Origin of the sequence: Desulfovibrio desulfuricans DSM 642 (assembly GCF_000420465.1) — a bacterium.
GTDB classification, from domain to species: domain Bacteria; phylum Desulfobacterota; class Desulfovibrionia; order Desulfovibrionales; family Desulfovibrionaceae; genus Desulfovibrio; species Desulfovibrio desulfuricans.
This window is the reverse complement of record NZ_ATUZ01000015.1, coordinates 105406-129002: the sequence shown is the minus strand read 5'-3', so window position 1 is coordinate 129002 and position 23597 is coordinate 105406. Positions and strand designations below refer to the sequence as shown.

Annotated in this window: 20 protein-coding genes; 7 read left to right on the top strand and 13 right to left on the bottom strand. The window is 57.4% G+C overall.

The genetic code is table 11. From position 1 onward, the window contains the following. Positions 1-35 precede the first annotated feature (35 nt). The 4 genes from G449_RS0110390 (at position 36) to G449_RS0110375 (ending at position 4200) form a co-directional block, all read left to right on the top strand. Positions 36-2054: a monovalent cation:proton antiporter family protein gene (locus G449_RS0110390; RefSeq protein ID WP_022659249.1), complete on the top strand. Its 2019-nt coding sequence runs from the start codon at positions 36-38 to the stop codon at positions 2052-2054. A 230-nt stretch (positions 2055-2284) separates the two neighbouring features. Then, on the top strand, positions 2285-2710 hold the full coding sequence (locus tag G449_RS0110385; RefSeq protein WP_022659248.1) for a CoA-binding protein: 426 nt from the start codon (positions 2285-2287) through the stop codon (positions 2708-2710). Positions 2711-2728: 18 nt separating this feature from the next. Beyond that, complete coding sequence (locus G449_RS0110380) at positions 2729-3181, top strand: YkgJ family cysteine cluster protein (RefSeq protein ID WP_022659247.1); 453 nt, start codon at positions 2729-2731, stop codon at positions 3179-3181. Positions 3182-3183: 2 nt separating this feature from the next. Then, positions 3184-4200 carry a J domain-containing protein gene (locus tag G449_RS0110375; protein WP_022659246.1) on the top strand — a complete coding sequence of 339 codons (1017 nt, stop codon included), beginning with the start codon at positions 3184-3186 and terminating at the stop codon, positions 4198-4200. Positions 4201-4257: 57 nt separating this feature from the next. Here the strand turns inward: G449_RS0110375 and panD are convergent, their stop codons facing one another. Together panD and G449_RS0110365 are read right to left on the bottom strand one after the other, a co-directional pair. Beyond that, on the bottom strand, positions 4258-4671 hold the full coding sequence (panD, locus tag G449_RS0110370; RefSeq protein WP_022659245.1) for an aspartate 1-decarboxylase: 414 nt from the start codon (positions 4669-4671) through the stop codon (positions 4258-4260). A gap of 264 nt (positions 4672-4935) precedes the next feature. Beyond that, positions 4936-5358 (bottom strand): hypothetical protein, encoded by a 423-nt coding sequence (locus G449_RS0110365; protein WP_027180902.1) that lies wholly within the window; start codon positions 5356-5358, stop codon positions 4936-4938. 261 nt (positions 5359-5619) lie between these two features. Here G449_RS0110365 and G449_RS0110360 point away from each other — a divergent pair, with 261 nt between their 5' ends. Beyond that, positions 5620-6537: a DMT family transporter gene (locus G449_RS0110360; protein WP_081640537.1), complete on the top strand. Its 918-nt coding sequence runs from the start codon at positions 5620-5622 to the stop codon at positions 6535-6537. 256 nt (positions 6538-6793) lie between these two features. Continuing rightward, complete coding sequence (locus tag G449_RS0110355) at positions 6794-9109, top strand: methyl-accepting chemotaxis protein (RefSeq protein ID WP_022659242.1); 2316 nt, start codon at positions 6794-6796, stop codon at positions 9107-9109. Between the two features lie 278 nt (positions 9110-9387). Here G449_RS0110355 and dapB read toward each other — a convergent pair whose 3' ends face one another. From dapB to uvrB, 3 genes are all read right to left on the bottom strand, one after another. Next, positions 9388-10176 carry a 4-hydroxy-tetrahydrodipicolinate reductase gene (dapB, locus tag G449_RS0110350; protein ID WP_022659241.1) on the bottom strand — a complete coding sequence of 263 codons (789 nt, stop codon included), beginning with the start codon at positions 10174-10176 and terminating at the stop codon, positions 9388-9390. Between the two features lie 16 nt (positions 10177-10192). Continuing rightward, positions 10193-12322: an NAD-dependent DNA ligase LigA gene (gene ligA, locus G449_RS0110345; protein WP_022659240.1), complete on the bottom strand. Its 2130-nt coding sequence runs from the start codon at positions 12320-12322 to the stop codon at positions 10193-10195. Between the two features lie 89 nt (positions 12323-12411). After that, positions 12412-14442, bottom strand: coding sequence for an excinuclease ABC subunit UvrB (uvrB, locus tag G449_RS0110340; RefSeq protein ID WP_022659239.1), 2031 nt, complete (start codon positions 14440-14442; stop codon positions 12412-12414). 57 nt (positions 14443-14499) lie between these two features. On the opposite strand from uvrB, the gene G449_RS0110335 reads away from it, so the two are divergent. Beyond that, positions 14500-14991: a hypothetical protein gene (locus G449_RS0110335; protein ID WP_022659238.1), complete on the top strand. Its 492-nt coding sequence runs from the start codon at positions 14500-14502 to the stop codon at positions 14989-14991. Here G449_RS0110335 and aat read toward each other — a convergent pair. From aat to G449_RS0110295, 8 genes are all read right to left on the bottom strand, one after another. Further along, entirely contained in the window at positions 14955-15734 is a 780-nt protein-coding gene (gene aat, locus G449_RS0110330; protein ID WP_022659237.1) for a leucyl/phenylalanyl-tRNA--protein transferase, read from the bottom strand. The two genes, G449_RS0110335 and aat, sit on opposite strands and share 37 nt — an antisense overlap. 132 nt (positions 15735-15866) lie before the next feature. Continuing rightward, positions 15867-18179 (bottom strand): ATP-dependent Clp protease ATP-binding subunit ClpA, encoded by a 2313-nt coding sequence (clpA, locus tag G449_RS16810; RefSeq protein ID WP_022659236.1) that lies wholly within the window; start codon positions 18177-18179, stop codon positions 15867-15869. Positions 18180-18188: 9 nt separating this feature from the next. After that, the gene (clpS, locus tag G449_RS0110320) at positions 18189-18509 is read right to left on the bottom strand and encodes an ATP-dependent Clp protease adapter ClpS (protein ID WP_022659235.1); all 321 of its coding nucleotides are present in this window, start codon (positions 18507-18509) and stop codon (positions 18189-18191) included. Positions 18510-18528: 19 nt separating this feature from the next. Next, entirely contained in the window at positions 18529-19170 is a 642-nt protein-coding gene (locus G449_RS16805) for a class IV adenylate cyclase (protein WP_022659234.1), read from the bottom strand. An 11-nt stretch (positions 19171-19181) separates the two neighbouring features. Then, a complete protein-coding gene (gene radA / locus G449_RS0110310) occupies positions 19182-20525 on the bottom strand; it encodes a DNA repair protein RadA (protein ID WP_022659233.1) in 1344 nt (447 codons plus the stop codon). A 290-nt stretch (positions 20526-20815) separates the two neighbouring features. Next, a complete protein-coding gene (locus tag G449_RS0110305; protein WP_022659232.1) occupies positions 20816-21121 on the bottom strand; it encodes a hypothetical protein in 306 nt (101 codons plus the stop codon). Positions 21122-21340: 219 nt separating this feature from the next. Further along, positions 21341-22744 (bottom strand): sensor domain-containing diguanylate cyclase, encoded by a 1404-nt coding sequence (locus tag G449_RS0110300; protein WP_159060467.1) that lies wholly within the window; start codon positions 22742-22744, stop codon positions 21341-21343. 568 nt (positions 22745-23312) lie between these two features. Next, positions 23313-23576, bottom strand: a complete 264-nt coding sequence (locus G449_RS0110295) for a hypothetical protein (protein ID WP_022659230.1) — start codon at positions 23574-23576, stop codon at positions 23313-23315. Positions 23577-23597 lie beyond the last annotated feature (21 nt).

Here is a 23597-nt window from a genome sequence, read left to right as displayed (position 1 = left end):
TATGGTCGCAGTGCTAGATTGCCGCAGGAGGCTGCATGGAAGTTCCTTTGCTCTATGAAATCGTCATTATTTTTCTTCTTTCAATATTCGTCACCATCGTCTGCAACAGAATAAAACTGCCCGCCACCGTGGGCTTTCTGCTTACAGGCGTTTTGTGCGGCCCTTCCCTGCTGGGTATCGTCAAGGATATGCAGGCCATTGACCATATTGCAGAACTCGGCGTTGCCATGCTGCTGTTCACAATAGGCATGGAACTTTCCGGCGAGGCCCTCAACCGGCTGAAACGGCCCGTTTTTCTGGGCGGCAGCCTGCAAATCGGCCTGACGGTTCTTGCCGTGGCAGGCATTGCCATGCTGCTGCGCGACGCCACCTACCAGAAAGGCCTTTTCTGGGGTTGTCTGGTGGCGCTTTCGTCCTCGGCCATCGTACTGCGCATTTTGCAGGAGCGCGGGGCCACCAACACGCCCACGGGCCGCCTTTCCCTCGCCATTCTTGTTTTTCAGGACATTATGGTAGCACCCATGCTGCTGGCGGTGCCCCTGCTCGCGGGCACGCTTGAACTTTCGCTCCAGGGCGCGGTGTTCTCCACCCTGCGCGTGGTGGTGGTACTGGGCGGCGTGCTGCTGTTTGCCCGCTTTGGCCTCAACAGGCTTATGGAAGCCGTGGTGCGCACCCGCACGAGGGAAATACTGCTGCTCTCCACCCTTGGCCTGTGCCTCGGCATGGCCATGCTGACCAACCATCTGGGCCTTTCGCTCTCGCTCGGGGCCTTTTTGGCCGGTTTGATGCTCGCCCGTTCAGAATACAGCATGAGCGTTATTTCGGGTATTCTGCCCTACCGTGACGTTTTCATGAGCCTGTTTTTCATCTCGGTGGGCATGATGCTGAATCTGGAGTTTTTTTTAGAGCATTTTGTCGCCATCATTGTTCTGACGGTGCTGTTCATCGTCATAAAATCCCTGCTCACCCTGCCTTCGGTGCTGGTGCAGGGCTATCCCCTGCGCGCAGCCATCATCACCTCCCTTTCTCTCGCGCAGGTGGGCGAATTTGCCTTTGTTCTGGCGGCATCGGGTCTGGCGGCCGGGTTGTTCGACATGAACGCCTACCAGACATTCCTTGACGTAAGCGTGCTCACCATGATGCTGACCCCCGGCCTTATGGCTGTGGCCCCGCGTATTGCCGACAAGGTTGCGGGCAAGCGCAACGAAAGGATGCTCGCCAAGGCCGAAGACCACGAAGGCGCCTGCGCCATGGATGACCACCTGATTATTGTGGGCTTTGGCATCAGCGGCAAACATCTGGCCCATGTGGCCCGCGAATCCGGCGTGTGCTACACAATCCTTGAAATGAATCCTGAAACCGTTACCCGCTATCGGCACAAGGAACCCATTTCGCACGGCGATGCCTCGCAGCCCATTGTGCTGGAGCATCTGGGCGTCACCAAGGCGCGTGTGCTCGCCATCGTCATTTCCGACCCGGCGGCGGTGCGCTCCATTGTTATTGAAGCCCGCCGTTTCAACCCCAACCTGCACATCATTGCGCGCACCCGCTTTGTAAGCGAGGTGGCCCCCCTGCGCGCGCTTGGCGCGAACGAAGTGATCGCGGAAGAATTTGAAACCTCCATTGAGGTTTTCAGCCGCGTGCTGACGCGCTATCTGGTTCCCCGGCAGGATATAGACACCTTTGCCGCGCGTATCCGGCAAGAGAATTACCGCATGATCCGCCGCATGAGCGCATCGGTAAACTCGCTTGATTCCATGGTCAGCCGCCTGCCGGAGATGGGCGTTCAGGCCATGCGCCTTGCCGCCGCCTCGCCCCTTTGCGGCATCAGCCTTGCCCAAAGCCAGATGCGCCGCAAGTACGGCGTAACGGCCATTGCCATTCTGCGTAACGGCGTGACCCAGGCCTCGCCCGAAGCTAATGACCTGTTTGAAGCCGACGATGTGGTGTACCTCTTTGGCAAAACAGATAAACTTCTGGCAATAACCCCGCTCTTTTCCGGCCCTTTGCGCGAATCCGGCAAGGAAACCAGCCCTTCGCCCAAGGCTGTATAGCGCATTCCACAATTGCTGCGTCAAGGGAGGCGGGGCTTGCCCTGCCTCCTTTTAATTGCCAAATTAGGCAAGGTGTTAGCGTTGCCTCGGTAAAAGATTCTGCCAAACCGGAGATGGGAACTTGCGCATTTTGCCATTGCCGTCTATTAAAACTGATTACAGATATACTAACGGGAGCAACCCAAAGGGCTGCCCGCTGATAATCCGCCCTCTTGCGGCATGGATGTACTATGCTTGACGACAGACTGATGCGCGCCATGTTTGGCGAATCACGCAGCATCGCCATTATCGGCGCCAAGGACAAAGCCGGACAGGCCGTGGACAGGGTCGGGCGCTATCTGCTGGAGCAGGGGTACAGGATTTTTCCTGTCCATCCTGTGCGCAAAACCGTATGGGGGCTGCCTGCGGCAACCTGCCTTGCGGAGCTGCCCGAGCCAGTGGATATCGTCAATCTGTTTCGCGCGCCGGAATACTGCCCCGCCCACGCGCAGGAAGTACTGGATCTGCCCTGGAAACCAAAAGTTTTCTGGATGCAGCTTGGCATACGCTCGATCGAGGCACGTCAGCTGTTAGCCCCTACAGGCATGACAGTGGTTGAAGATTCCTGCATCATGGTGGAACACGAGCGCCTCATGCGCCCCTCGCTCACTTTTTAAGGCCAAGGATTATAGCCCATGTCTGCCGCTCACGGAGAATCTGTTTTCAACTGCCGCATGTGCGGCCACTGCTGCGAAGGAAGAGGCGGCATTGTCGTAAGCCCCACAGACCTGATCCGGCTGGCAGCGCACATGCAGCAAGCACCGGAAGCAGTGGCAGGCAGCTATTGCGAACGCATTGGCGGAAAGCTCAAAATTCGCTGTGGCGAAGACGGCTACTGTGTATTTTTTCGCCAGGGCAGCGGCTGCGGCGTGCACGAGGGCAAGCCTTCAATCTGCCGCGCATGGCCCTTTTTTCGCGGCAACATCGAAGACCCGGCCAGCCTTGCCATGGCCAAGGACTTCTGCCCCGGCATCGAAACTGGCGCGCTGCATGCGGATTTTGCGCGCGAAGGCCGCGACTATCTGCGCGAAAACGGCCTGCTTGCTTCCGATGCCACCTGTGAAGCCAATGCGCTTATCCTGAAGTAATCATGCGACGCCGCCCTCGCCAGATATCGTTGAAAGAATGCTACGACATTCTCAAGCTTAAAAAGGACGCCGATACGGCTGACCTCAAGCGGGCCTACCGGCGTCGCGCTTTTGAGTTGCACCCCGACCTCAACCCCGGCAACCCGGATGCCAGCCGCGAATTTCAGCTGCTCAACGAGGCCTATGTGGCCCTTTCTGCCATACTCAAGCATGAGGACGGCGTGCGGGCTTCAACAGAGGCCAGCAGGGCTGCGCAGGCAGAGAGCAAGACACGGGCCGCAAAGGAAGAACCCGCTGACGACAGGGCCGAGCAGAAGACCCAGGCTGAAAATGGCTCTCAAGGCAGCAACGGGCAGCAAGCTGGCTCTGACGCAAAAGAAGACAGCTCTGGCCCGGCTGACGCCGCTGCCGGGGCACAGGCTGCAGACGAGACCGGGAAAGCCCAAAAAGAGCAGAATCAAGAGCAGCAAAAAAACAAAACTGCAGACCAAAAAAACGCGCAGAACGGCTATTCAGAGCATGACGTGCTGCGCGACCTGCTGACAGATCCCTTTGCCCGTCGTGTTTTTGAAGACATTTACAGCGAACTGAACCGCCAGCATCAGGAAGAAACGCCCCCCCAGCAGGAAGCGCCTTACCAAAAGGAAGGATCCACTTTGGGTCAGCCCAAGGAAAAACCCACGGTAGAAAAGCGCAATGTAAAACTGCACAAGAGCAATCTGGCCTGGGGCACGCCCAAGTGGAACAAAGACCACAGCAAGGGCGTTACCGGCATGGTCAAAGGCTGGCTGCGCCGTCAGATTGATGAAGAACAAACCCTTGCCCTGCCGTCAGCAAACCTTGCGCCCGGCAAGCGCATCCGTCTGCAAATACGCCAGGCCCTTTCTGGCGAGCTGAAAACTGTCGAGATCACCCTGCCGCCGGATTTTGCCGTGGGCAAACCCATTCGGTTGCGCGGGCTGGGCAAGCGTGTGGGGCCGTGGCAAGGCGATTTGTACCTTATTATCACCAACGAATGATCACGCGCTTTCATGCGCGCCGCAAGAGCGTCCTGCGAGTTCTGCCGGAGCCTGCGGCTATTCGGTTTCCACATGAAAGCCAAAGTCGCCATCTTCTTCCCCATCCACCACATAGCGCAGGCGCTCATGAATGCTGTTGTCCTCGTTAAAGGTCAGCACCACGGGTTTGCGGCTGTACAGATCCTGTGGGCCGTTCACGTATTCGTAAGCGCTGATGATGACTTCATCCCCACGCTGGCAGGCCCGGGCCGCCGCACCATTAAGTATGCAGCAACGCGAACCCGGCTCGCCGTAGATGACGTAGGTGGAAATGCGCTGTCCGTTGCTCTTGTTCCAGATATACACAAATTCCAGCGGGTAGATGCCCGCCTCGCGGCACTGCTCCGGGTCAAGCGTCACCGAGCCGTGGTAGTTCAGTTCGCACCCGGTAACACGAATGCAATGCAGTTTTGCCCGCAGTATTTGCAGCATGACAAACTCTCTTGCGCGATTGGTCGCGCCTAAAAAAAAGGTCGCACAGGCGACCATGAATGATGCCGAATCCGGCAGTTGCCCGCACCGCAGGAGTTGCCAGCACAGGGCAACCCCTCGCGCCACCCGGTAGCGGCGGACGCATGAGCACGGCATGCAACAACTATGAAGCGCACCGCAAGCCTCACCGGGCGCGGCTCCGGTTTGGTCGCTACGCTCCGGGCCGCAAAAGCGGTGTGAACCTAAGCAGACGGCGCAAAAAAATCAATACGCCTTGATGTACTCGTCCATATTTTCCGCAGAACAGTTGCGGCTGACCCAAAAAGCAGAGGCCCATACCATCAGGGCTGTGGCCTGCGTGTCGTCCAGACTTTTGATCTTGGCCTCAAGGCTGGATTTGCTGGCTCCATGGCGCAGATGTACACCGTTGATGTCGCAGGCATCCGTAACGCGCAGCAAAAGATACGAAAGCCGCGTATGGTCGGGCATGAGCTTCATATCCTTGTGGGCTTCCACAATGGTTTTCAGCTCCGCAGCACTAAAGATATGCTTGATGCCCGTGATTGCCCGAAAAAACGTGTCCACCGCCCAGGGAAGGATAAACTCCGCCCCCGCGCTCTTTGTGCGGAAGTAGTCTTTGAGCCAGCGTTCCTGATCGTCGTTAATACGTGCTGCGACCTGCGGCATGATGCCCCCGATGTTGCGTGCGGCCTGGCGCAAGTTCGCCAAGCATCGTGTTACGCTATGTTTTCTTTTTGCGCTACACTACCTGCTCGTGAATTTCAAGATAAAATCTAGACTTTTTTCCAGAAACATTGTCCGGGCTTACCACAGATCAGGATGCGGGCATGGCAAATATGCCAGGTGCATGCCCCCTTGCCTAGCCCTGCTTGCCGCGCGCAGCCCTTGAAGGTATCCATAGCGCACAGACAGAATAAAGGAGCTTGCATGCAGAATGCCAGACAGGCTGCGACCCCACAATTACAATCTACCACAGCACCCAACAAGGACGCAATGCAGCAAAGCGCCGTGCGCGCAGCTCTGATCCGCATGCACGCAGCCACGGTTCTGTTTGGTATCTCTGGCATTTTTGGCAAATTGTGCCAGTGCTCCGCCGTTGATCTTGTCTGGGGCAGGGCCGTGGTTGCAGTGGCCACCCTTGGCTGCATCTGCCTTATCCGGCGTGATCCGCCCTGGCATGGAATCGCGGCACGCGACCTGACAGGCCTTGCCGTAAGCGGCATTCTGCTGGCCCTCCATTTTGTCACATTTTTTATGGGGATAAAACTGGGCGGCATTGCGGTGGGCACGCTCGGCTTTGCGTGTTTTCCCGCCTTTACGGCCCTGTTTGAAGCCATAGCCTACCGCGAGCGCCCAAGCACCCGTGAATTGCAGTGCATTGGCATGGTAAGCATTGGGCTTGTGTGCCTGACGCCCTCGTTTTCGCTGGCTGATACTGCAACCCACGGCCTGCTTTGGGGCATTGTTTCCGCTGCGGTCTACGGCCTGGTGGCCATAGCAAACCGGCACTTTGCCGGGGGTATGTCGGGCATGCAAACCTGCTGGTGGCAAAATACGGTAATAATCATCTGCCTTCTGCCCTTTGCAGCAGCGGATGTGCCGGGCATCGCCGCGCTGGACTGGCTGTGGATAATCTGCCTGGGCCTTTTATGCACCGCCCTCGCCTACAGCCTTTACGTAAGCAGCCTCACAGCCCTCAAGGCCCGCCAGGCAGCTGTTATCATCACGCTTGAGCCTGTTTACGCCATAATTGCTGCGTGGCTGCTCTTTAACGATGCTCCCGGTTTGGGCATTTTTGCAGGCGGCGCGCTCATACTTGGCGCTGTATTCAGACTCAGCAGGTGATGATATAAGCGGCATTTTGCCTTGTATAAAATATTCAACTCAAATAATCGCATGAATACATACTGCAATACTGCATTTTCCATAAAATATTATTACAAATGATATAAAGTTTATATTGGATTTGACGATTTTTTTGACTAGTAAAAGTGAAAATATTTGGGAGAGATGTGAAGTGTTAACGGAATGCTAATTTTTTTAACATACGTTATCATCACATTATAATAACAATGGCATCATGAGTTCACTGGAGGGTACCATGCTGCGCCTGTCATTCAAGAGCGTAAATACTGTTATAGCTGCACTGATAAGCGTCATTCTGCTTATCGGCGTTTCCATTTTTGTTGTTTACGTTGGCAAATCTTCATACCACATTGTCAACAATACATCTGTTGGCGGCATGAAGATCATAAACAACAGCCTCATTGCCAACGTCAATGACATGATTGACGCCAACATGAGCATGATCAAGGTTCCGGCGCAGAGCGGTCAGGCTAAAAAAGCCATCGAAGGTGACAGCGCCGAAATGGACACCCTTATCAAAGCCCTTATCAAAGAATACAAGGGAATCAATTCCATCTTTGTCCTAAATGCGCAGGGCGTTGCTGTTTCCGGCGCATCCTCCAGTGGAGAGAATTTTATTGGCAATAACTACAGTGAGAGGGGATATTTCAAAACTGCCATGCAGGGCAAGGATGCCATTGACCCCAACATCGTTATTGCAAAAACCACAAAAAAAGAAATTTTTGCCATTGCCACCCCGGTTTTTAGCGGCACAGGCAAGCCCATTGGCGCAGTATGCGTGACCATGAACTGGCTTGAATATATTAAAAGCCATGTTTTTAACATAACAGTTGCAGACCATGGTTATGCATTTATTATTGATGCAAACGGTCGCGTTATCGCCCACCCCAAGGCTGATACTCACATGAGCGATGTCAGCAAGCTGGAATTTGTAGTCAAGGCGCTCAAAATCAAGAACGGCTCTTTTGATTATGAGTTTCAGGGTAAGGAAAAGGTGATTGTTTTTCAAACCATTGAAAGAACAGGCTGGCTTGTCTGCACCTCCGCATTTACAGACGATCTTGCAAAAGACGCCATTGAGCAACGCAACATTCTTATTCTCGTTGCCATCGGTATTTTCGTTGTATTGCTGGGCAGCATCATATTTATGGTTCGCCGGATCATTACCACCCCGCTGAAGAACATCATGGACTACAGCGCGCAGATTGCGCACGGCGATTTCAAGGCCACGCTCACGGGCAATTATGGCTTTGAACTTGCTGAACTTGCAGGCAATTTTAAAGAAACGACCGCAGTACTCAAAAACCGTCTGGGTTTTGCTGACGGCGTATTGCAGGGCATCACCTTCCCCACCCTTGTGGCAGATACAGATGTGTGCATTACCTATGTGAATGACGCCATGGTCAAGCTTGTGGGCAAGAGCGGCAAGCCCGAAGACTATAAGGGCATGGGAGCGGCTGAATTTTTCTACGGGGATGCCAACAAGCGTACCATCTGCCATAAATGTCTGAGCGAGGGAGTGAACGCACATGGCATTGAAGCAGCAATGACCTTTGCAGACGGCCAGCACAAAAATCTGCGCATTGATGCCTCGCTGATCCGCGATCTGGACGGCAACATTGTTGGTGCAGTAACACTTGTGTTTGACCTGACGGAAATCAAAAAGCAACAGGCCACCATCGAGCAGCAGCGTGATGCCGTTGCCCAGGTGGCGCAGAACGCCAATGCCATTGCCGACAGGCTTTCCACCGCTACCGAAGAGCTTTCCACCCAGGTGGAACAGGCCAGCCGTGGCGCGGATCAGCAAACGCAGCGTGTTTCTGAAACCGCCACCGCGATGGAGCAGATGAATGCCTCTGTACTTGAAGTTGCACGCAATGCGGGCGGCGCTTCAGACACTACCATCAATGCCAAGCGCAAGGCAGAGCACGGCGCAGAAGTAGTCAACAAGGTGGTGCAGGGCATCAACCAGCTGCACACGCAGGCTCTGGGCCTCAAAACCGGCATGGCCTCGTTGGGCGATCAAGCCCAGAGTATCGGCCAGATCATGACAGTGATTTCAGACATTGCAGATCAGACTAACCTGCTGGCCCTTAACGCGGCCATCGAAGCGGCGCGCGCGGGCGAAGCCGGACGCGGATTTGCCGTTGTGGCCGATGAGGTGCGCAAACTGGCGGAAAAGACCATGCAGGCAACCCGCGAGGTTGGTTCTGCCATTCAGGGCATACAGAACGGCACCACGCAGAACATTGATCAGGTCAACCAGACTGTAGACACCATTGAGCAGACCACCGAGCTTGCCGGAACCTCCGGCGAGGCGCTCTCAGAAATTGTGGTGCTGGTGGATCAGGCTGCGGATCAGGCGCATTCCATTGCCGCCGCCGCAGAAGAACAGTCGGCCACCAGCGACGAGATCAACCGGGCGGTGGAGCAGATCAACACCATCAGCGCAGAGACGTCCTCCGCCATGTCCCAATCTGCCAACGCGGTAACGGAACTGGCAAAGCAGGCGCAGGAACTCAAAAAGCTCATTGCGCAGATGGTTTCCTAGCTGACGCGGACGCTGGGGCGGGAGTAAGCGCCTTCCCTACACTGCAACAAACTCAAAGCCCCTGAACGGCAAACCGTTCAGGGGCTTTTTTCGCGCTCTGCCCATCTTCACAGGCCGGTAAACAATAAAAGCAGATCAGACCCGCCTTCGTTCAATACAGCACCTAATGTGTTGCCACTGAACGAAAACGGGCCTGCTTTAAAACACCTTGCTTTGGTCTGTACAAGAGATATTCAAAACTGAAACCTCATCCAGACAAAACAGCCTGCAAAGCAATACTAAATATCCTTGATCACGTCCTGCATGCTGTAAAGCTTGCCGGGCTTCTGCCCTGCCATCCAGCCTGCGGCGCGGACAGCGCCGCGCGCAAAATTCTCGCGCGAGTGGGCCTGGTGGGTCACTTCAATACGCTCACCGGGACCCATGAAATACACGGTATGTACGCCCACCACATCGCCGCCGCGTATAGCCTGAATGCCGATCTGCTCCTTGGGGCGGGCGCCGATGATGCCGTCACGGCTGGAGCAGCGCACATCGTTGAGCTTCCAGTCGCGGGCCTCGGCAAGGCATTCGCCAAGGGTCAGGGCCGTGCCGCTGGGGCTGTCCTTTTTGCGGTTGTGGTGCAGCTCCACCATTTCAATATCGTAATCCTCGCCCAGAGCCCTGGTGAGCTGGGGCAAGATGTTGAGCAGCACATTCACGCCGATGCTCATGTTCGAGGCCCAGAAAATGGGAGCCTTGGCGGCAAGGGCGCGCAGTTCGTCCTTTTCTTCATCGGTAAAGCCCGTGGTGCCGATCACAAGGGCATTGCCGGTCTGCGCAACGGCCTTGGCAGATTGCAGGCTCACCGCAGGCGCGGTGAAGTCAATGACCACAGCCCCGGGAAGCTTGGGCAAGAGGGCAGCCAGACTGTCAGAAACAGGGCAGGCAGCGCCCGCAAGAGCGGCTATGCGCTCCGGGCTGTCCACCAGCCCCGCAAGGGTGAACTGCGGGTCGGCTTCCACAAGCCCGCTGATGGTTTTGCCCATGCGCCCGCTGGCCCCGACCACAATAATAGAAGTGCTCATAGCTTCTCCGTTTCCGTTATTCCGGCTCAATGCCGGATTCACGCAACAGGTTTCTGAATTCCGTTTCATCCAGCACGGTTACGCCAAGGGAGCGCGCCTTGTCCAGCTTGCTGCCCGCCTTTTCGCCCGCCACCAGATAGTCCAGTTTTTTGCTGACAGCACCAAGGGGAACAGCCCCGGCGGCCTCGGCCCACTTTTGCGCCGTGCCGCGCGGCACGCTGATGGTGCCCGTAAAAAGAATGGTTTTGCCAGCCAGCGGCCCTTCGGCAAGGGTTTGCGCGCCCTGCGCCGAATCCGCTCCCTTGGGCCACGGCCCCTTCTCCTTGAGACGCGCAAGCTGCTCGCGGTTGGCAGGGCTGTCAAAGAAGTTGCGTATGGACGAAGCCACTTCCGGCCCCACATCGGGCAGGGCCAGCAGGCTTTCCACGGTGGCGTTTTCCAGTTCGTCCAGATCGGCAAAGCGCGCCGCAAGGGTGCGGGCCGTCTGCTCGCCCACGTGGCGGATGCCAAGGGCGCTGATGAGCCTTTGCAGGGTTGCAGTGTGGCGGGCGTTTTCCAGCGAATCCACAAACTTTTGCGCCAACACCTCGCCCATGCGCTCAAAGCCCAGCAATTCCTGCACGGTGAGGCTGAACAGATCGGCTGGCGACTGTACGCGCCCGCTGGTCACAAGCTGCTCGATCCACTTTTGCCCCACGCCCTGAATATCAAGCCCAGCCTTGGAAACAAAGTGGCTTATGGAGCGCAGACGAATGGCGGGGCAAGCCAGATTTTCGCACCGCCAGGCGGCCTCGCCTTCTTCGCGGTACACGGGCTGCCCACAGGCCGGGCATGTGCGGGGGAACTCATAGGGTTCCGCGCCCGCGGGCCTTTTATCCAGCACCGGACCGACCACCTCTGGGATAACATCGCCCGCGCGCTGCACAATAACGGTATCGCCCACGCGCACGTCGCGCGCGCGGATTTCATCCTCATTGTGCAGGGTTGCGCGCGAAACCATGACCCCGCCCACAGCCACTGGCGCAAGCATGGCCACTGGCGTAAGCGCCCCTGTGCGGCCCACCTGAATTTCTATGCCTTCAAGCAGGGTCTGCGCCTGCATGGCAGGGAACTTGAAGGCCACGGCAAAACGTGGCGCGCGCGCTGTAAAACCAAGCGCTTCCTGCGCTTCAAGGTCGTTCTGCTTTGCCACCGCGCCGTCGATTTCCATGGCAAATTCCGGCCTGTTCTCGCGCACCCAGTTCACATATTCTTCTACATCCTGAGGGGTCGCGCAGAGCTTGCCGTTTGGCGGCGTAAGAAAACCGTATTCCTTCAGACGGGCCATCAGCTCCGAATGCAGGCGGCACGACTGCGCCGGGGCCCACTGCGCATCACCGAGGCTGTAGGCCAGAAAACGCAGGGGGCGCGATTCCGTAACCGAAATATCAAGCTGGCGCAGAGTTCCTGCTGCCGCATTGCGCGGATTGGCAAAGGTCTTTTGCCCCAGCGATTCCTGCCGGGCGTTGAGGGCGTCAAAATCCTTTTTATACATCACCACTTCGCCGCGCACTTCAAGCCGTGCGGGAAACGGCCCCTCGCCCCTGAGGCGCAAGGGCACGGTGCGGATGGTGCGCACGGCCTCGGTAACAACTTCGCCCACTTCTCCATCGCCGCGCGTCAGGGCCTCCTGCAACACGCCATTCGCATAGATGATTTCCAGCGCGAGGCCGTCAAGCTTGGGATCACACCAGAAGGCTTGCGGCAGAGGGCCGTTGAGGTCCATATCCCATGCGCGGCGCATACGCTCCACAAAATCGCGCCACTCTTCGACAGAAAAGACGTTGTCCAGACCGTACATCTGGCGGCTGTGGGCTTTTTTGGCAAGGCCGTCCAGCAGCTTGCCGCCCACGCGCAAGGTGGGAGAATGGGCAGAGCGCAGCTCAGGCCAGCGGTCTTCCAGCGCTGCCAGCTCATGAAACAGCGCGTCAAACTGGTCGTCCGAAATTTCCGGCGCATCCTGCGTGTGGTACAGATAATTGTGGCGCTCCAGTTCGGCGGCCAGCCAGCGGGCGCGGTTGCGTTCCTCGCTGCTGGGGTCGCCAGCGGGGCCAGTGGCAAAGAGGCTGTTCTGCTCCTGCCTGCCATTGCGTGAATTCTGCGACATGAAAAAACCTTTCTGATGGTCAGCCGCCGTGCCCTTGTTTGGCTTACGGGCTTTGCGGCGGCACTGCTCACAGGGGCAAGCGCCCCTGTCTATTCGGGCATGGCGATAAGCCTGGCCCGCAAAATGCGGATACGGTCGCGCAGCTCTGCGGCCTGTTCAAATTCCAGATCGCGGGCAGCCTGACGCATTTCCTTTTCAAGCTTGGCAACAAGAACGGCAACATCCTCGGCAGTCAGCGGCACTGCGTCTGGCTCGCGCTGTTTGCCCTTGCCCTTGCCGCGCCCGCGTCCACCGCCATCCTCCACATACAGGCTATCCAGTGGCGATTCAAGCGATTTGCGGGTGCTGGTGGGCGTGATACCGTGCTCTTCATTGTAGGCCGACTGCCTGGCGCGGCGGCGCTCGGTTTCGCCCATGGCGGCGCGCATGGAATCGGTGATCTTGTCCGCATACAATATCACCTTGCCCTGCGCGTTGCGCGCGGCGCGGCCAAATGTCTGGATAAGCGAACCTGTGGAGCGCAAAAAGCCCTCCTTGTCCGCATCCAGAATGCACACAAGCGACACTTCGGGTATGTCCAGCCCCTCGCGCAGCAGGTTGATGCCCACCAGTACGTCAAATTCCCCCAGCCGCAGTGCGCGGATGATCTGCATGCGCTCAAGCGTATCAATGTCCGAATGCAGGTAGCGCGCCCGCACGCCCATGTTGCAGCAGTATTCGGTGAGGTCTTCCGCCATGCGTTTGGTAAGGGTGGTGACAAGCACCCTCTCGCCCAGCGTCACCTTGCCCCGGCATTCGCCCAGCAGATTTTCCATCTGGCCCTTGGTGGGGCGTACTTCCACAACAGGATCCACAAGGCCCGTGGGGCGGATGATCTGCTCCGCCACAATGCCCTGCGCCTGATCCAGCTCGTACTTGCTGGGCGTGGCCGACACGTAAACCACCTGATTGAGCAGGTTGGTGAACTCGTTGAACTGGAGGGGGCGGTTATCAAGCGCCGAGGGCAGGCGAAAGCCGTAGTCCACAAGGGTCTGCTTGCGCGAGCGGTCGCCCTTGTACATGCCGCCCACCTGCGGAATGGTGATGTGGGATTCGTCCACAAAAAGCAGAAAATCTTCAGGGAAATAGTTGAGCAGACAGGACGGCGGCTCGCCCGGCTTGCGGCCATCGAGGTGGCGGGTGTAGTTTTCAATACCGTTGCAGTAGCCGAGTTCTTCAATCATTTCGAGGTCAAGCTGGGTGCGCTGCTCAATGCGCTGGGCCTCTACAAGTTGCCCGTGCTCCTTGAAATACGTAAGCCGCACCGCCAGTTCATCGCGTATGTCGCTGGCAGCCCGCTTGAGGTTGTCCTGCGCTGAAACAAAGTGGCTGGCAGGGTACAGCACTGTTTTGCTTACTTCGGCCAGCACCTCGCCCGTGAGGGGATCAATCTCGCGCATGAGGTCGATATCGTCGCCAAAAAATTCCAGCCGCAGCGCCCGCTCGTGATGGTAGGCGGGAATGATTTCAAGAGCATCGCCGCGCACGCGGAAGGTGCCGCGGTGGAAGTCGTAATCATTGCGCTCGTAGTGCACTTCCACCAGCCGGGTGATGAGCTTGTCCATGGGGAAGTGCTGCCCCACCTCAACGGGAATGACCATCTTGGCGTAATATTCCGGCGAGCCAAGGCCGTAAATGCACGAAACCGAAGCCACAATGATTACATCGCGCCGGGTCAACAGGGCGTGAGTGGCGGCATGGCGCAGCTTGTCGATGTTGTCGTTGATGGACGAATCTTTTTCAATATAGGTGTCCGAGGCCGGAACATAGGCCTCCGGCTGGTAATAGTCGTAATAGCTGACAAAATATTCCACGGCATTGCGCGGAAACAGCCCCCGGAACTCGCCGTAAAGCTGGGCTGCCAGCGTTTTGTTGGGGGCGAGAACCAGGGCCGGGCGGTTGCAGCGGGCAATGACGTTGGCCATGGTAAAGGTTTTGCCGGAGCCGGTAACGCCCAGCAAAACCTGGGAGGGAACCCCGGCCTGAAGATTGTCCACAAGAGCGTTAATGGCCGTGGGCTGGTCGCCCGTGGGCGTGTATGCCGTTTCAAGGCTGAATGGGATGACCGGATTATCTTCCATAATATTATGTTTTGGAGTAAGAGGACAGGATTACATCAATAACGAACGGGAATTGCCATGGAAAAAATCTTCGTACCTTCACAGATAGATCTGCCCATCGACCGGGTTTTCATTGTGGCCGCAACTCTCAGCACCTTCAAGGGCTGCCGCCATCTGGACGTGCAGATTTTCCGCCCCGGCGCGACTGATGCCGAAGTGGAAGCCATCAAGGGTCTTGGCCTTGTGGCCCCGGCTGACCCTTCCGTTCCGGCAGAAGTGCTGCAAGGCGCTACGGAAGAAGCCGCCCTGCGCTGCGTGCTTGAATCCTTCACCGCAGAAGAAAGCCACGCGCTGGTTGAATACCTTGAAAAGCGCTATGCCGACCAGATTGAAAAAATCACGGTCTGCCCGCTTGATCTGCCCGTGCCCATGGGCGTTGCGCCGCTGGCAGGCATTGGCGAAGGCAAGACCACGGGCTTCATCCGCTTTGACGCGGTGCGCGACTACCCGCTGCCCTTCCCGGCCTACGGTTTTTACGATCTGGCCGCCCAGAAGCCATCCGGGGAATAGCTGTAGACGACGCCCCAGGGCAGCCACGGAAACGGCAGGCCGCTTTCAACCATTTCAGGCGTTGCGCAACTTTGCGCAGCGCCTGTTTGCGTTTGCATGGCAAGGGCGCGCTCAAGCTCGGCCTGAAAAATCACACGCGGCAGCATTACGCCGCCCATGCGCATGATGTGCGGCGTTTCCTGCTGGCAGTCAAGCAAGGTTGCTCCGCGCTGGCGCAGCAGGGCCACAAGCCCTGCCAGCGCGGCGCGCGAGGCCTCGGCCTGAGTGTGGAACATGGATTCGCCAAAAAAAGCCCGCCCCAACGCCACGCCGTACAGACCGCCCACCAGCTCGCCATCACGCCAGGCCTCAATGGAATGGGCATAGCCAAGGGCGTGCAGGTCTTCGTAAGCGCGCATCATGTCGTCAATAATCCAGGTGCCGCCCTCCTTGTCCTTTGGCGCTGCGCAAGCGCGGATAACCTGCTTGAAGGCGGCGTTGTGGGTCAGTTCAAAAGGATGCAGGCGCAGCTTGCGGGCGCTGCGCGCAGGCAGGCGAAAGGCCTCAAGAGGCATGACGCAGCGGGGATCCGGCGACCACCAGAGAATGGGCATTCCCTTGGAATACCAGGGGAAAATTCCACGGCTGTAGGCCGCGACCAGACGTTCTGGCCGCAGATCGCCTCCAAGACACAGCAATCCGTCTTCACGGGCTGATTCCGGCGGCGGAAATTGAGAGGCCAGTGCTGTAAATGCCCCGATCATAGCGTCCTTTGCCGACAGAATACCATTTGAATATTTCGGGGAAGGGGCGGATGCCATTGAAAACGGCGTTAAAGCAAACGGGCCGGAACTGCCGCATTCGGCAACAGCCCCGGCCCGCCTTTGTGCATATAATCAGGCGTCTACAGGCATCGGCTTGCGGCCTTTTGCCGCGCTGCCCTCATGTTCAAGGGCCAGTTCCTCGCCCTTGACCGTCAGTTTTGCGGTGCCGCCCTTCTTGAGCGAGCCGAACAGCAGCTCGTGCGCCAGCCGGTCTTCCAGCTCCGTGCGCAGCAGGCGGCGCAGGGGCCGTGCGCCCATGGAGGGATCAAAGCCCTTGCGGGCCAGCCACTTGCGGGCGGTTTCCATAAGTGTAAGCGTTACGCCGCGCTGTTCGAGGCTGGTGCGGATTTCGCCCACAAACTTGTCCACAATGCGCAGCATCATGGGTTCTGTGAGGCTGCCAAAGGGAACCAGAGCGTCCAGCCGGTTGCGGAATTCAGGGCTGAAGGTATTTTCCACAGCCTTGAGGCCCTTGTGCGCCGCATCCTGCGGGGCCGTGCCACCAAAACCCATGGCGGGCCGCGACATTTCAAAGGCTCCGGCATTGGAGGTCATGATAAGGATAACGTGCGAAAAGTCCGTCTTGCGCCCGGTGTTGTCCGTCAGCGTGGCGTAATCCATCACCTGGAGCAGCACGTTGAAGATATCCGGGTGGGCTTTTTCCACTTCGTCCAGCAGCACCACGGAATACGGGGCCTTGCGCACGGCCTCTGTCATGAGCCCGCCCTGATCAAAGCCCACATAGCCTGGAGGCGCGCCGATGAGCCGCGAAACAGAATGCTTTTCCATGTATTCGCTCATGTCGTAGCGCAAAAATTCCACGCCCATGAGTTTGGCAAGGCTCCGGGCCACTTCCGTTTTGCCCACGCCCGTAGGCCCGTAGAACAGGAATGCGCCTGCGGGGCGCTGCTCCTGCCCAAGCCCGGCGCGGGCGCGCAGGATAGCGCGCACGGTCAGCTCAATGGCTTTTTCCTGCCCGAACACAAGGCTCTTGAGGTCTTTTTCAAGCGTTGCCAGCTTGTTGCGTTCCTTGCCGGAAACTGTGCGCACGGGTATGCCCGCCATGCGGGCCACAATGCGCTCCACATCGGCCACGCTGACCAGCGGGGCATCCTTGCCGCTCTTTTTGGCAGGCTTTCCGGTAGGCGTTACGCCACGGCCAAGCCGCACGGCCGCGCCAGTTTCATCCAGCACGTCAATGGCCTTGTCGGGCAGCAGACGGTCGCGCACATGCCGCGAGGTAAGATCCACCATGGCCTTGAGGGCCGCAGGGCTGTAACGCACGTGGTGATACTGCGCATAGCGCGGCTCAAGCCCTTCAAGAATGCCAAGGCATTCTTCTGTGGTCGGCTCGGTAAGATCAATGCGCTGAAACCGGCGGGCCAGCGCGCGGTCTTTTTCAAAATGGTTGCGGTATTCCTCGTAGGTGGTGGAACCAATGCAGCGGATTTCGCCATTGGCGAGCACGGGCTTGAGCAGGTTGGACGCGTCAAGCGAGCCGCCAGAGGTGGAACCTGCGCCCACGATGGTGTGGATTTCGTCAATAAACAGGATGCAGTCGGGCTGCTCCTTAAGCTTTTGCACCACTGCCTTGAGGCGGCCTTCAAAGTCGCCCCGGTAGCGCGTGCCCGCCAGCAGAAGGCCCATATCAAGGGCGTAGAGCTTTGTTTTGGCAAACATTTCAGGCACGTTGCCTTCCACAATGCGCAGGGCAAGGCCCTCGGCCAAAGCGGTTTTGCCAACGCCGGGGTCGCCCACAAACAGGGGATTATTCTTGCGGCGGCGGCACAGAACCTCAACCGCGCGGTCAAGCTCCGCAGTGCGGCCCACGAGGGGGTCAATCTTGCCTTCCTTGGCGCGGGCCGTAAGCTCAACAGTGTACTGGGCCAGAGGGTCGGCCTTGGCTTCGCCGTCTCCGGCTTCGGCCCCGGCTTCCACTCCGCGCGAGCCAGCGCCTTCGTCAAGCCCGTGCGAAATAAAGGTCAGCACGTCCAGCCGCTCAACGCCCTGTTTGCGCAGATAGAAGTGTGCGTAGCTTTCTTCCTCATCCATGATGGAAATGAGCAGGTCGCCAAGCTCCACAGCATCGCGCCCGGAGGAGCGGATATGCTCCAGCGCGCGTTCAAGCACACGCTGCACACTGTCCGTCTGCGAGACTTCGTGCTTTTCCGCCAGGGAAACGGTTTCCAGTTCCTTGTTGAAAAATTCCTCAAGCTGCTCGCGCAGCACGGGCACACTTGCCCCGCTGCCCTCAAGAATGATGCGCCCCTTCATGCTGTTGGTCAGCGCAAAGAGCACATGCTCCACAGTCAACAGATCATGCCGTCGCCGGTGGGCTTCCATGAGGGCGTCCCGAATGACCAACTGAACATTTTTACTCAACATAGGCTTATCTCAATGGATTTTTTCCATGGTGCATTTAAGGGGATACCCTGCCGCCCGCGCCGTGTTGTGCACACGCCGAACCTTGGCCTCAGCTATTTCAAGGGTGTATATGCCGCACTGGCCTACCCCGCGCTGGTGTACCGCCAGCATGATGGCCGTGGCTTCTTCGGCGGTTTTGTGGAAAATGCCGCACAATACCGACACCACAAACTCCATGCTTGTATAGTCGTCATTGTGCAGGAGTACCCGGTAGCGATCCGGTTCCTTGAGTTTTTTTTCCACGATTACGCGGCTGTCGCCGCTGGTTTGATTGTCGGGGATAAAAGACATGCATGGCTCCCAAGACGTTTCAGCTCTGCCGCGATGAATCCGTGTTGACATCGGCCTTGTCGGTCAGGCCCAGCACTGTGCGCCAGTGCGCCCTCTGCGCTTCGTCAAACACAAAGGAAAGCTGTTTCGGCTTGTTGTTTTGCCGCAACCATTCCTGATGCAGCTCATGATAACTTTTGATGCTTATTTCTGCATTGTCAAGGTTCAGACGCTTCTCGACCCTGGCAATATCCTGCGCCCGGCCTTCCAGCTCAACCACCTGGGCAAAGGGCAGCGCGTCCAGCTCCACTTCCACGGTGTCCATGCGCCATGGTTCGCGAACTTTTTCGTACCGGGCCGCCACCGTATAGCCCAGCCCTTCCAGAATACCCCGCAAGGCCGCGCCATCGACAACTTCCGTTTCGCGCTCCTCGCGCACCTTGAAACCGCCGTCTTCCATGGCGGGCAACTTGAGCGTGATCAGGTGGCGCGTTTTGTCCTGCCATTCCTGACTGCGCAAACGCAGCAGTTTGCCGCCTGTGACCAGCGCTCCCTGAGCAGTGTCAAACACCCAGTTGCACTCAAAATGCGCGCCAAGGCAGTGCGCCCCGTTGTCCACAAGCGCCTGACGCAGGGTTTGCAGATTCACATGCAGATATTTGCGTTCAATCTCAAGGCCCATGACTGCCGCCTTTACTTGCGATGAAACAGTTTTTGCTGCAAGGCGGCTATGGTGCTGATGCCGCCCTGCTCCACAGCCGGTTGGACAATGGGGTCAAAGCCCAGCCGCCGCGCCTGCGTGAGGCGCAAATCCTGCGCGGATACTGGCCGCACCTGTCCGTTGAGATCCACCTCGCCCCACAGCACGCTCTTTTCCGGCAGCGGGACATCATAATACGACGAAAGCACCGCAGCCACCAGCGCCAGATCAAGCCCCGGCTCGCTCAGCTTCATGCCGCCGCCTACCTTGGCGTAAATATCCACCTGACCAAAGTTGAGCTTGAGCCTTTTTTCCAGCACGGCCAGCAGCAAATGCAGGCGGGCCACGTCAAAACCAAGGGCGGCGCGGCGCGGGATACTCAAAAATGTGCGGGAAACAAGGGCCTGCACCTCCACTGCCAGCGGGCGCTGCCCATCCACGGCCATAACCACGGCAGTGCCGGATAACGAAGGATCGCGCTGGCCCAGAAAAAACGTGGAGGGATCGTCCACAATCTGCATGCCCGAGGCTTCCATGCGAAAGACCAGCAGTTCCTCATTGGGGCCAAAGCGGTTTTTGAACACGCGCAACAGGCGGAACATCTGGCGGCGGTCGCCCTCAAGCGAAATAACGGTGTCCACCATGTGTTCCAGCAGGCGGGGGCCAGCCAGCACGCCGTCCTTGGTCACATGCCCTACCAGAATCAGGGTGCAGGACAGGCGGCGGCAGGCCTCGAGCAATGTTGTTGCCACGGCCCGCACCTGACTGACGTTGCCCGGCAGGCCATCGGCCTCTAGGCTTGTGAGGGTCTGCACCGAATCCACCACCAGCAGGGCTGGCGGCGCGGCATTGGCCGCTCCGAGCACATCTTCCACGCGGGAGGTGGCAATGGCCATGAGGTTATGATCCAGCATGCCGAGCCGCTCGGCCCGGCCCTTGATCTGCGGCAGGGATTCCTCCCCACTGGCATAGAGCACGCGTCTGCCCTGCGCTGCCACAAGCCCGGCCACCTGGAGCAGCAGGGTTGATTTGCCGATGCCCGGCTCGCCGCCCACAAGAATGGCCGCACCGGGCACAAGGCCCTTGCCCAGCACGCGGTCAAGGGCTTTCAGGCCGCTGCCGTAGGGCGCATGCCCGGCATCTTCCACATCCCGCAAGGCAATGGGGCGGCTGGAGGAATCCGTAGCAGCGCGGGGCCTGTTGCCGCCGGGAGCGGATTTGGGCTGCACTGTCGCCTGGAGCGTATTCCACTCATGGCAGTTGGGGCATTGTCCACGCCACTGCATGGTTTGTGAGCCACAAGAAGAGCATATATAAATTTCACGTGTTTTCGACATGAATAAAGCCTACGGAAAAAGTACACAGGGCGCAAGGCGTGGACGCTTGGGCAATGCCTCCTCCCCTCTGCCGATCCGCCCTCCAACGCTTGCGCGATAAAGGAAATTCCGGCGAGATTGAAACAGCAGCGCCCGCTGTTGAACGGAGCCTTGTACGGGCAGCCGTGTCAACAACGGGCGATGGTATACAACCATAAAATCGCGGCCTGTGGCGTCACCCGGAGCAGGTGGGCATTTTCAGCCACATCCTGCTCTGGAGTATGGAAGTTGCAGACTTGGCTGCCCCCAGCCTAGCCCTTGGAACCACGCTTGGAGGCCTTGAGGGGGTTGACCTTCTTGGCGGAGACGGTCTCCACCTGAATGCGGTGCTGGTTTGCGGCCAGCAGGGCATCCACATCCAGCCCCAGGGCGGCAAGCCTCTGCGGCACCTCGTTGCGCACACCGCTATAGCGGTTGTGGTCGGCAATGGGGCGTCCCACAAACTGGGCGGAGGTCAGATACAGGCCCCTGCTGTCGATTGCCAGCACAGCCTCCGTTCCATTTTCCTGAACGGTCTGGATCATCATTTCCTGCGTTGTTCCAAATCGGTTATACATGCTACCTGTTCTCCTGATATGCCTTTGCGGCGGTAAACAGTGCGGCCCGGTTGAGGGCAACAGGCATAATTATATGAAATTGAAATTCAAAGTCAATGCGTTAAAAAAGGATATTGCCGCCTTGCGACCCGCATGATCGCAACTGAATGGATTATCAGCGCAAAGCTGGAAATTTGAGCACGAAAAGCTGCGTAATGGAGAGCGCATAAACGCGCAATGTCAGGAATGAGGACGTATCAAACAGCCCGCACTCCCCTCAGCGCGGCAACTGCCTGCCAATACGCTTCGGTTGCGCCCCTGAGCCTTGGCGCTGTACAACGCTTCGTCCGCTCGCTTGAACGCTTCGTCAAACGACATGTCGCAACAGTCACGCACCAGTAAGCCGCCAAGAGAGATGGTTACAACCTTGTCTGCCCCATCGGGATGCTGGAGGCGCATATCCTCCACTGTTTTTCGGATCTTTTCCATGAGGGAAACAATCTGCCGCTCCTCTGACGCGCTGGCCAGCACGGCAAATTCCTCCCCTCCGATGCGAAAAACCCTGTCGCCCCGGCGGGACAGGCGGATACTCACACATCTGGCGATTTCGCGCAGGACATGGTCGCCAGCCTGATGCCCAAATGCATCATTCAGCCGCTTGAAATGGTCGATGTCAAACAGCACCAGCGAAAAAGGCACGCCAAGCCGCAATGTCTGTGCAAACCACGCTTCGGCCATTTCATCAAACATCCTGCGGTTGAGCAGCCCGGTCAGGGAATCATGCTGCGCCTGAACCCGCAAGGTATCATTAAGTTTTTGCAAGGTGTTGCGCAGATATCTGTCGCGCAGCAGGTTCACTGTGGTACCTATTATGACCGCAAAACCAAGCACAAAAAAAATAAATGTGGTGGCAAGATGCATGCGGAAGCTTTCCGCAATGTCGGCCAGCAGAGGGGCAAGGCCCTCAAAGCCGTACACGCTGAGCCCCTCCTTGCTTATGCGGACAGTCTTGCACAGGTAGGGCGGGCCACCGGGGCTAAGCTCCCAGGCATCGTAGCCGTCCACATCCACTTTGCGCAGATACACGGGTTCAAGACTTTCGCGCTGATAGCGGAGCAGGCTCTTGGCCGGGGCAAGCAAGGCGGCGCTCTCGCCAGGCACTACGCGCAGCATGTTCCCCGGTGAATCGGAGAGCACCACCACGCCCGCCTTGTCCGTAACAAAACCCGTGGGCAGATAAAGCTGCTGCGCAAGTGTCTCCGTATCAACCTTGAGCACAGCCACGCCAAGGTAGCCGTCAGGCCCGCTGACAGGCGCAGAAAAATGAAAACCGGGAATTGTTGAAACCCGCCCTACAACAAACTGCACGGAACTTTCGCCAGCCATGGCGCGGATAAAATAATCACGGTCGGCAAGGTTAACGCCAAGGAGATTTTTGGGCATTCCGGCATCGTTGGAAGCAACGCACACGCCGTTTTTATCAAGCAGGAACGCACGGTGCAGCCGGAGCGTGTCCCCCACACTCTGAAGGTAGCGGGTGCATTCCGCAAAATCCCCATCTCCCCTCAGAGCGGCAATAATGCGTGAGTCTGTAGCCAGAAGTCCGGTAAGCTTTTTTATCGTATCAAATTTAAGGTCAGCCATTTCAGCAACGCGCTGAACACGCTGCGACAGAGAATACTCTGCTTCATCAATTGCAACTGTCAAACGTTCTGAACGCCAGTGCAACGCTACAAGCAGTGAAAATAATGCAGCAACAGGAAGTGACAAAGACCAAAGCAAAAATATTGCTCGAGTTGGACGTTCTTCAATTTGCGTTCTGAGCAGTCCGAACAGTGAATTCATATACAAAAAACCATACTCACAAGCCATATTCCCTTGCGTTTGTCGTAAAAAAGTACCTCCAGCACCTTCATCAATTTATGCGCTCTTGGCAACTAAAAATGCAACCATTGCACATAAAATTTTTATAACCGCAGCAAAACAATTACATTTAATGTGTAAGGTTTTACGTAACATTCTGAAATAATGCAATCTGACATATCAATACAACCTGCACCATAAGTTTTCAGTAACGGTTTGAAATATGCAATCAACGAAACATTGCTGACTGCTGTCGGCAAATATCAGTGCAAAGCACGTGAATTTTTTGGTCATCTCCAACGCTTTGCATTGCAATCACCGCAGCAGCCAGCAGTAAAAGAAAAGACAGCTATTCTTCCGTCATATTCTCGGCAAAGTGCTGCTCTGCCCACTGCGCCACATGCCGCTGCATGTCGCCCAGTTGCGCATCGTCAAGTTCAAGCCCGGCGGCAGCGGCATAGTTGACCACATAGGCGTAGGGATCAGCCTCAAACCGGTATTGATCCTTATTATTCTGGATATTGTCAGTCATGGCCTTTTCAAGCCAGTCCATCATTTCCTGGGCCGAGGCGAACACATGCCCTCCGGCCAGATCGTTGGTTTGCTGGTACATACATCCTCCGGGGTAACTGGT

What these genes read in the sequence shown, in the direction of transcription:
- G449_RS0110390 (WP_022659249.1), top strand. Translation starts at nt 36, where the DNA reads ATGGAAGTTCCTTTGCTCTATGAAATCGTCATTATTTTTCTTCTTTCA.
- G449_RS0110385 (WP_022659248.1), top strand. Translation starts at nt 2,285, where the DNA reads ATGCTTGACGACAGACTGATGCGCGCCATGTTTGGCGAATCACGCAGC.
- G449_RS0110380 (WP_022659247.1), top strand. Translation starts at nt 2,729, where the DNA reads ATGTCTGCCGCTCACGGAGAATCTGTTTTCAACTGCCGCATGTGCGGC.
- G449_RS0110375 (WP_022659246.1), top strand. Translation starts at nt 3,184, where the DNA reads ATGCGACGCCGCCCTCGCCAGATATCGTTGAAAGAATGCTACGACATT.
- panD (WP_022659245.1), bottom strand. Translation starts at nt 4,671, where the DNA reads ATGCTGCAAATACTGCGGGCAAAACTGCATTGCATTCGTGTTACCGGG.
- G449_RS0110365 (WP_027180902.1), bottom strand. Translation starts at nt 5,358, where the DNA reads ATGCCGCAGGTCGCAGCACGTATTAACGACGATCAGGAACGCTGGCTC.
- G449_RS0110360 (WP_081640537.1), top strand. Translation starts at nt 5,620, where the DNA reads ATGCAGAATGCCAGACAGGCTGCGACCCCACAATTACAATCTACCACA.
- G449_RS0110355 (WP_022659242.1), top strand. Translation starts at nt 6,794, where the DNA reads ATGCTGCGCCTGTCATTCAAGAGCGTAAATACTGTTATAGCTGCACTG.
- dapB (WP_022659241.1), bottom strand. Translation starts at nt 10,176, where the DNA reads ATGAGCACTTCTATTATTGTGGTCGGGGCCAGCGGGCGCATGGGCAAA.
- ligA (WP_022659240.1), bottom strand. Translation starts at nt 12,322, where the DNA reads ATGTCGCAGAATTCACGCAATGGCAGGCAGGAGCAGAACAGCCTCTTT.
- uvrB (WP_022659239.1), bottom strand. Translation starts at nt 14,442, where the DNA reads ATGGAAGATAATCCGGTCATCCCATTCAGCCTTGAAACGGCATACACG.
- G449_RS0110335 (WP_022659238.1), top strand. Translation starts at nt 14,500, where the DNA reads ATGGAAAAAATCTTCGTACCTTCACAGATAGATCTGCCCATCGACCGG.
- aat (WP_022659237.1), bottom strand. Translation starts at nt 15,734, where the DNA reads ATGATCGGGGCATTTACAGCACTGGCCTCTCAATTTCCGCCGCCGGAA.
- clpA (WP_022659236.1), bottom strand. Translation starts at nt 18,179, where the DNA reads ATGTTGAGTAAAAATGTTCAGTTGGTCATTCGGGACGCCCTCATGGAA.
- clpS (WP_022659235.1), bottom strand. Translation starts at nt 18,509, where the DNA reads ATGTCTTTTATCCCCGACAATCAAACCAGCGGCGACAGCCGCGTAATC.
- G449_RS16805 (WP_022659234.1), bottom strand. Translation starts at nt 19,170, where the DNA reads ATGGGCCTTGAGATTGAACGCAAATATCTGCATGTGAATCTGCAAACC.
- radA (WP_022659233.1), bottom strand. Translation starts at nt 20,525, where the DNA reads ATGTCGAAAACACGTGAAATTTATATATGCTCTTCTTGTGGCTCACAA.
- G449_RS0110305 (WP_022659232.1), bottom strand. Translation starts at nt 21,121, where the DNA reads ATGTATAACCGATTTGGAACAACGCAGGAAATGATGATCCAGACCGTT.
- G449_RS0110300 (WP_159060467.1), bottom strand. Translation starts at nt 22,744, where the DNA reads ATGGCTGACCTTAAATTTGATACGATAAAAAAGCTTACCGGACTTCTG.
- G449_RS0110295 (WP_022659230.1), bottom strand. Translation starts at nt 23,576, where the DNA reads ATGTACCAGCAAACCAACGATCTGGCCGGAGGGCATGTGTTCGCCTCG.